The sequence below is a fragment of the Nostocoides japonicum T1-X7 genome, assembly GCF_001046855.1.
Taxonomy (GTDB): Bacteria; Actinomycetota; Actinomycetes; order Actinomycetales; family Dermatophilaceae; genus Nostocoides; species Nostocoides japonicum.
Genome location: NZ_HF570958.1, coordinates 3,888,912 through 3,894,426 on the forward strand (window position 1 = coordinate 3,888,912; position 5,515 = coordinate 3,894,426).

At 74.1% G+C, this 5,515-nt stretch carries 2 protein-coding genes; both read right to left on the minus strand.

What is annotated here, in order from left to right; genetic code table 11:
* Positions 1-441 precede the first annotated feature (441 nt).
* Positions 442-4,734 (minus strand): DNA polymerase III subunit alpha, encoded by a 4,293-nt coding sequence (locus BN12_RS17640; protein WP_083454736.1) that lies wholly within the window; start codon positions 4,732-4,734, stop codon positions 442-444.
* 57 nt (positions 4,735-4,791) lie between these two features.
* Complete coding sequence (locus BN12_RS17645; protein WP_235432455.1) at positions 4,792-5,307, minus strand: SAV_6107 family HEPN domain-containing protein; 516 nt, start codon at positions 5,305-5,307, stop codon at positions 4,792-4,794.
* Positions 5,308-5,515: the final 208 nt, after the last annotated feature.

A 5,515-nucleotide genomic window follows, 5' to 3' on the forward strand; every position in this document is an offset into this window, starting at 1 on the left:
CGCCGAGGTCGACGACGCGCAGCGGGCGGCCGAGCTCGGTCGCCCTCCCGCCCGCCACCTCGCTGACGGCGGCCCAGACAGCGGCCGTGCGGATGCCCGTGCCGACGCTCGCCCGGCGCCCCCCTGGACGCGGACGCTCGGTCGCCTCGTCAGCCAACGTCGTGCTCCCTTCACGGCTGCGTCCACCCTAGTGTCCGGCCCCGACAAGGACCGTCGCGCCGTGCGTCCCGTTCGGACGGAGTTGCATCCCGTTGCGCCCCGTTCGGACGGAGAAGTTGCGCCCGGACGGAGGAACAACTCCGTCCATGCGCAACTTCTCCGTCCACCCCGCGCCGGTGCCCCATCCACCCAAGTCGGCTCTCCGCCCGGGCACCATTACTCCGTCCACCTCACGCTGGTTCTCCGTCCAGCCTGCGTCTTCCGTCCGGCCCGAGCCGCACATCAGTGACCCGAGCTTCCCTGGCTGGAGTGCCACAGCTTGCTGGGTGGGACGGAGAGGTCGTCGCCCGGCGCACCGATCCGTCGCCGCGGCGGCAGGTCCAGGTCCCCACTGGCAGGAGGGTCGAAGTCCTCGCCTCCCGGTCCCGAACCGAGAACCCCCGGCCCCGAACCAGGAACCTCCGGCGCCGAACCAGGAACCTCCGGCGCCGAACCAGGGACTCCCGATCCCGAACCAGGAGACTCCGGCGCCGAGCGGGCGCCGACCTCCGGGACGAGGTCCGGGCGAGGCGCCCCCCGGCCGTCCTTGGGGTCCAGGCCCGGGGGGCGAGTGTCGGCATACGGGGACTGTTTGAACCCCGAGGCGTGGACGAGGACGCGATGCCCGCGAGCCAGGGCGTCCGCCGCCGCCTCCTCGCCGGCCGTGGCGAGCGCCCGGGCCTGGGCGTCTGCCTGCTCCAGCGCGGCACGGACCGCCGCCACCCCACCGTGTTCCCACGCCTCCCAGAGGCTCCCGAGCTCCCACGCCCCGGTGGCCCGCAGCGAGATGCCCCGCTCCCCCGTCCGGCGGACGATCCCGCGGACGAGGAGGAGCCAGGAGTGGAAGACGGTGCCGGCATACGGGCCCTGGACGTCCTCGAAGAACGTCGCGTCCGCCGGGCCGGTGCCGTCGTCGAGGGTGAGGAAGACGACGCGGCGGCCGGAGCGGATGGGCGGGGTCTGGGTGGCGACCTTGACGCCGGCGACGAGGATGCTCGAGCCGCTCCGCGCCCCGAGGAGGTCGCGGCTGCGGGTCACCCGCAGCGCCCGGAGCATCGGCTCGTAGAACTCCACGACGTGGGCGCTCGCGTCGAGTCCGAGGACCTCCAGCTCGGCGCGGACCCGCTCCGCCCCGGTCATCTCCGGCAGGCCGGCGCCGGCCCGCAGCGCGGGGGCGTCGCCGAGGTCGAGGGTCAGCTGGGTCGGCTGGTCGCTCGCCGCGACGACCGGTGCGGCCCCGCGGGACTGCGCCGCGGCCCGGATCCTCGGGTCGTCTCCCGTCGGGGCCGCCCGGCGCCGCGGAGTGGATCGGCGGCCGCCGGCGAGGGCCCGGTCGTAGCGATCGAGCTCGGCGACGTGGAGGAGGACGTCGCGGCGGGTCACCCGGCCCCGGCGTCCCATCCCTGTCCGCGTCGAGCCGGTGCCGTAGATCCCGTCGAACCCGCCCGCGACGACGAGCCGTTCGACGACCGGACGGCTGACCCGGGCACGGCCCCAGAAGTCCGCGAGGTCGGCATACGGCTGCCCGGCGACGATCCGCTCGACCTCCGCCTCGCTCATCCCCCTGACGTCGGCGAGGGAGAGGCGGATGCCGTATGCGGAGCCGTCGGGCAAATCGGGATGGAGCGGCACATGCTCCTGCCAGACCGGGATGCGCTCGACGCGGTAGGTGCCGTCGGAGAGGTTGACGTCGAGAGGCAGGACGGCGATGCCGAGGGTGCGGGCGTCGTCGAGGATGAGGCGTTTGGGGTACATGCCGGGGTCGTGGGTGAGGACACCGGCGAGGAAGGCCGCCGGGTGGTGGGCCTTCAGCCATGCCGAGTGGAACGTCGGGAGGGCGAACGAGGCCGCGTGGGCTTTGCAGAATCCGAAGCTCGCGAAGGACTTCAGCACCGCCCAGATCCGGTCGCGGTCCTCCGGGGAGTACCCGCGCGCCTTCGCGCGCGGCCGCCACCACGCCTCGATCTCCTCCTGCCCGGCGGGACTGCCCATTCCGCGGCGCACCTCGTCGGCCTTGGCGAGGGAGCAGCCCGTCGTCTCCGCGACGATCCGCAGCACCTGCTCGTGGTAGACGACGACGCCCTCGGTCTCGGCGAGCGCCGAGGCGAGGCTCGGGTGGAGCAGCTCGCGGCGCCGCCAGCGGTGCCGGCTCTCGAGGAACGGGGTGATCATGTCGGACTTGACGGGTCCGGGCCGGAAGAGGGAGATGTCGGCGATGAGGTCGTCGAACCGCTCCGGGCCGAGCTTGCCGACGAGCTCGCGCTGACCGGGGCTCTCGATCTGGAAGCAGCCGAGGGTGTGGGTCGTGCGGATCATCGCGTAGGTCGCGGGGTCGTCGCGCGGGACCTGGGTCTCGTCGTCGAGATCGAGGTGGACGCCGTCGACGCGCTCGACCTCGGCGACGGCATGGGCCATCGCCGACTGCATCCGGATGCCGAGGACGTCGAGCTTGAGGAGCCCCAGGGTCTCCACGTCGTCCTTGTCGAACTGGCTCATCGGAAAGCCGAGCCAGCTCGCCTCGACGGGGGTGCGGTCGAGGAGCCCGCCGCCCGACAGGACGATGCCGCAGGGGTGGAGCGCGATGTGCCGAGGCAGCCCGTCGAGCCGCTCGACGAGGTCGAAGAAGGTCCGCAGCCGTGGCGCGTCGAGACCGCGCATCCGCAGCTCGGGCAGCTCGACGATGGCGTTCCGCGCGTTGCGGGCGCTGATGTGCGGGAACGCCTTGGCGATCTCGTCGACCTCGACCGGTGGCATACCGAGCGCCGCCCCGACGTCGCGGATCGCGTGCCGGACCTTGTAGGTGTCCATCATCGACACGCACGTCACCCGGTCGCCGCCGAACCGTTCGAGGACTCTCTCGTAGATCTCCGTCCGTCGGGCCGACTCGACGTCGATGTCGATGTCGGGCAGCTCTTTCCGCATCGACGAGCAGAACCGCTCCATGAGCAGGCCGTGGCGCAGGGGGTCGATGCCGCTCACGCCGAGGAGGTGGTTGACGAGCGACCCCACTCCCGAGCCGCGGGCCGCGACCCGCACGTCCTGCGCGCGGATGAGGTCGACGACGGCGGCGACGGTGAGGAAGTACATGGGGTAGCCGTGGCCGGCGATGACCTTCAGCTCCTCGGTGAGCCGGGTGTGGACGGTATGCAGATGGGCGTCGGAGGCCCCGGGGTAGCACCGGGCGACGGCGGCCCGGGTGCGCTCCTCGAGGACGGCCAGAGGGTCGACGTCGTCCGGTATGCCGAGGACGTGCGGCTCGGGCAGGTGGGACATCCCGATGCCGAGGTCCCGCCGCCGGCGCTGGACGCACGCGTCGGCGAGGGCACCCGTCGTCTCGATGAGCCGGCGGGCTCGCTCGGTGTCCTCTCCCGCGACCTCGCGGGCGACGGCCCGCATCGCCGCCGTGCTCGCGAGGTGTCCGGCCTCCGTCGTCCGGTCGAGATGGCGGGGGTCGAGGGCGACGAGGCGCCGGGCGGCGTCGAGGACGTCGACGGTCCTGGAGTCGCCGGGGTCGAGGTGACGGGCCATCGCGGTGAGGACGGCGGGCGTGCCGGTCTCGTCGGCGAGACCGAGGAGACGACGAGCATGGCTGCGCGAGGCGGGGGTGCCGTCCGGCCCGCCGTGACAGACGACCTCGACGACGACCGACCCCGGTGGCAGGAGGGTCTGCCAGGCCAGCAGGAGGTCGCGGGCCCGGTCGCGCTGCTTCGCGAGGAGGGCCCGACCGACGTCCGAGTCGGGGCCGAGGAGGACGACGAGAGGTGACGCGTCGCCCCGAGACGGTCGGTGGTCTCCCGACTGTCCCCCGAGAGCGCCGTCCGTGGCGGCTCCGCCGATGGCGCCGCCGTCCATGGTGCCGCTGCCCATGGCGGCTCCGGCCGTGGCGGCGGTTGCCGTCGCCGGTCGGGACGTGGCTCCCGGCTCGGCCCAGCGGGCGAGGATCTCCGGCGTGCAGACGGGCGTGCCGCGTTCACCGGCCAGGTGGGTGTCGGTGACGAGCCGGCACAGGGCCGCCCACCCGGCCCGGTGGGCGACCCGGCCGACGGGGAAGACCCCGCCCATCGACGCGTCGGGAGTCCGTCCACCGGGGCCACCGAGCCCGGCCGCTCCCCCGGCGCCGACGACGCCCGCTCCACCGAGCGCCGCCCTTCGGGCGCCCCGGTCCCCCACCCACGGGGCGGACCCTCGCGCGAGGACGGTGACGCGCGGCAGCCGTGGGTCGACGACCGTGCCGCCGCGAGCCGGGGAGCGACGGACGCGCGGCTCTGCCCGCCCGGGCCCACCCGACCGTCCGGAACCGTCGCACGGCGGAGGGGAGGCGCCCATCGCGAGATCGACGCCGAGGACGGCCCGGATACCGGCCTTCTCGGTGGCCTCGACGAAGCGGACCGCGCCGTAGAGCCCGTCACGGTCGGTGAGGGCGAGCGTGGCCTGTCCGTGCTGGACCGCCCGATCGACGAGCGCCCCGGGCATCGCGGTGCCGTAGCGCATGGAGAAGCCGGAGGCGACGTGGAGATGGGCGAAGTCGGTCGACATGGAGATGGCCTGCGGATGGGTGGACGGGGTCGGATGGATGCGGTGGCGCCGGGACGGTCAACGGGTCACCGGGGTGAGCCGGACGGGCCCGACCCGCCGCGACACGCCGAGGAGCCCCGCAACGGTGTCGATGAAGGCCTCGGCGGAGCGGACGAGATCGTCGGCCTCCCGGTTGGACACCCCTGCCGCGAGGACGGGGCTGCGGAGAATACGCCGGGCCCGCGCCCCGGTCGCCGCGAAGTAGGAGGCCCACTCGCGCAGCTCGGGAGCGCTCGCCGCGAGGGTCTCCCACAGGCCCCGACCCGGACCAGGACTCGGTGGTTCGACCGGACGTCGGCTCCGCCGGGACGGACCCGAGGGAGCCATGGCGAGATAGGCGGCCGCAGCGCGGAGTGCTGCGAGATGGGCCTTGAGGTACCGCTCGCGGCTCGCCGTCGCCTGGCACGCCTCCGAGAGCGAGGCTCCGGAGCGACGCAGGAGGTCGAGGTGGGTGACCGCGGGCTCGGCCATGGGCGACCGGCCGGCAGGCGTGATGTCCGCGACGGGCGCGGAATCGGCGGCTGTGGAGTCCACGACACGCGAGGCGAACGAGGTGGGTGGGACAGGCACGGCAGCCGGGACGGGCGCGGCATCCGCGACGGATACGGAGGTGGTCATGACGGGCCCTCAATCATGGGTCCGCAGGAGGACCCACCGCGGCGACCCGCCGGGGCCGACGCCGTCGGAGCACAGGTCGAACACACCCGTCCCTGCGGCCCGCCCCGGGCTCGCCTCGACCCGC

Excerpts from the sequence above, each read along its gene's own strand:
- BN12_RS17640 (WP_083454736.1), bottom strand. The coding sequence starts at position 4,734 with ATGTCGACCGACTTCGCCCATCTCCACGTCGCCTCCGGCTTCTCCATG.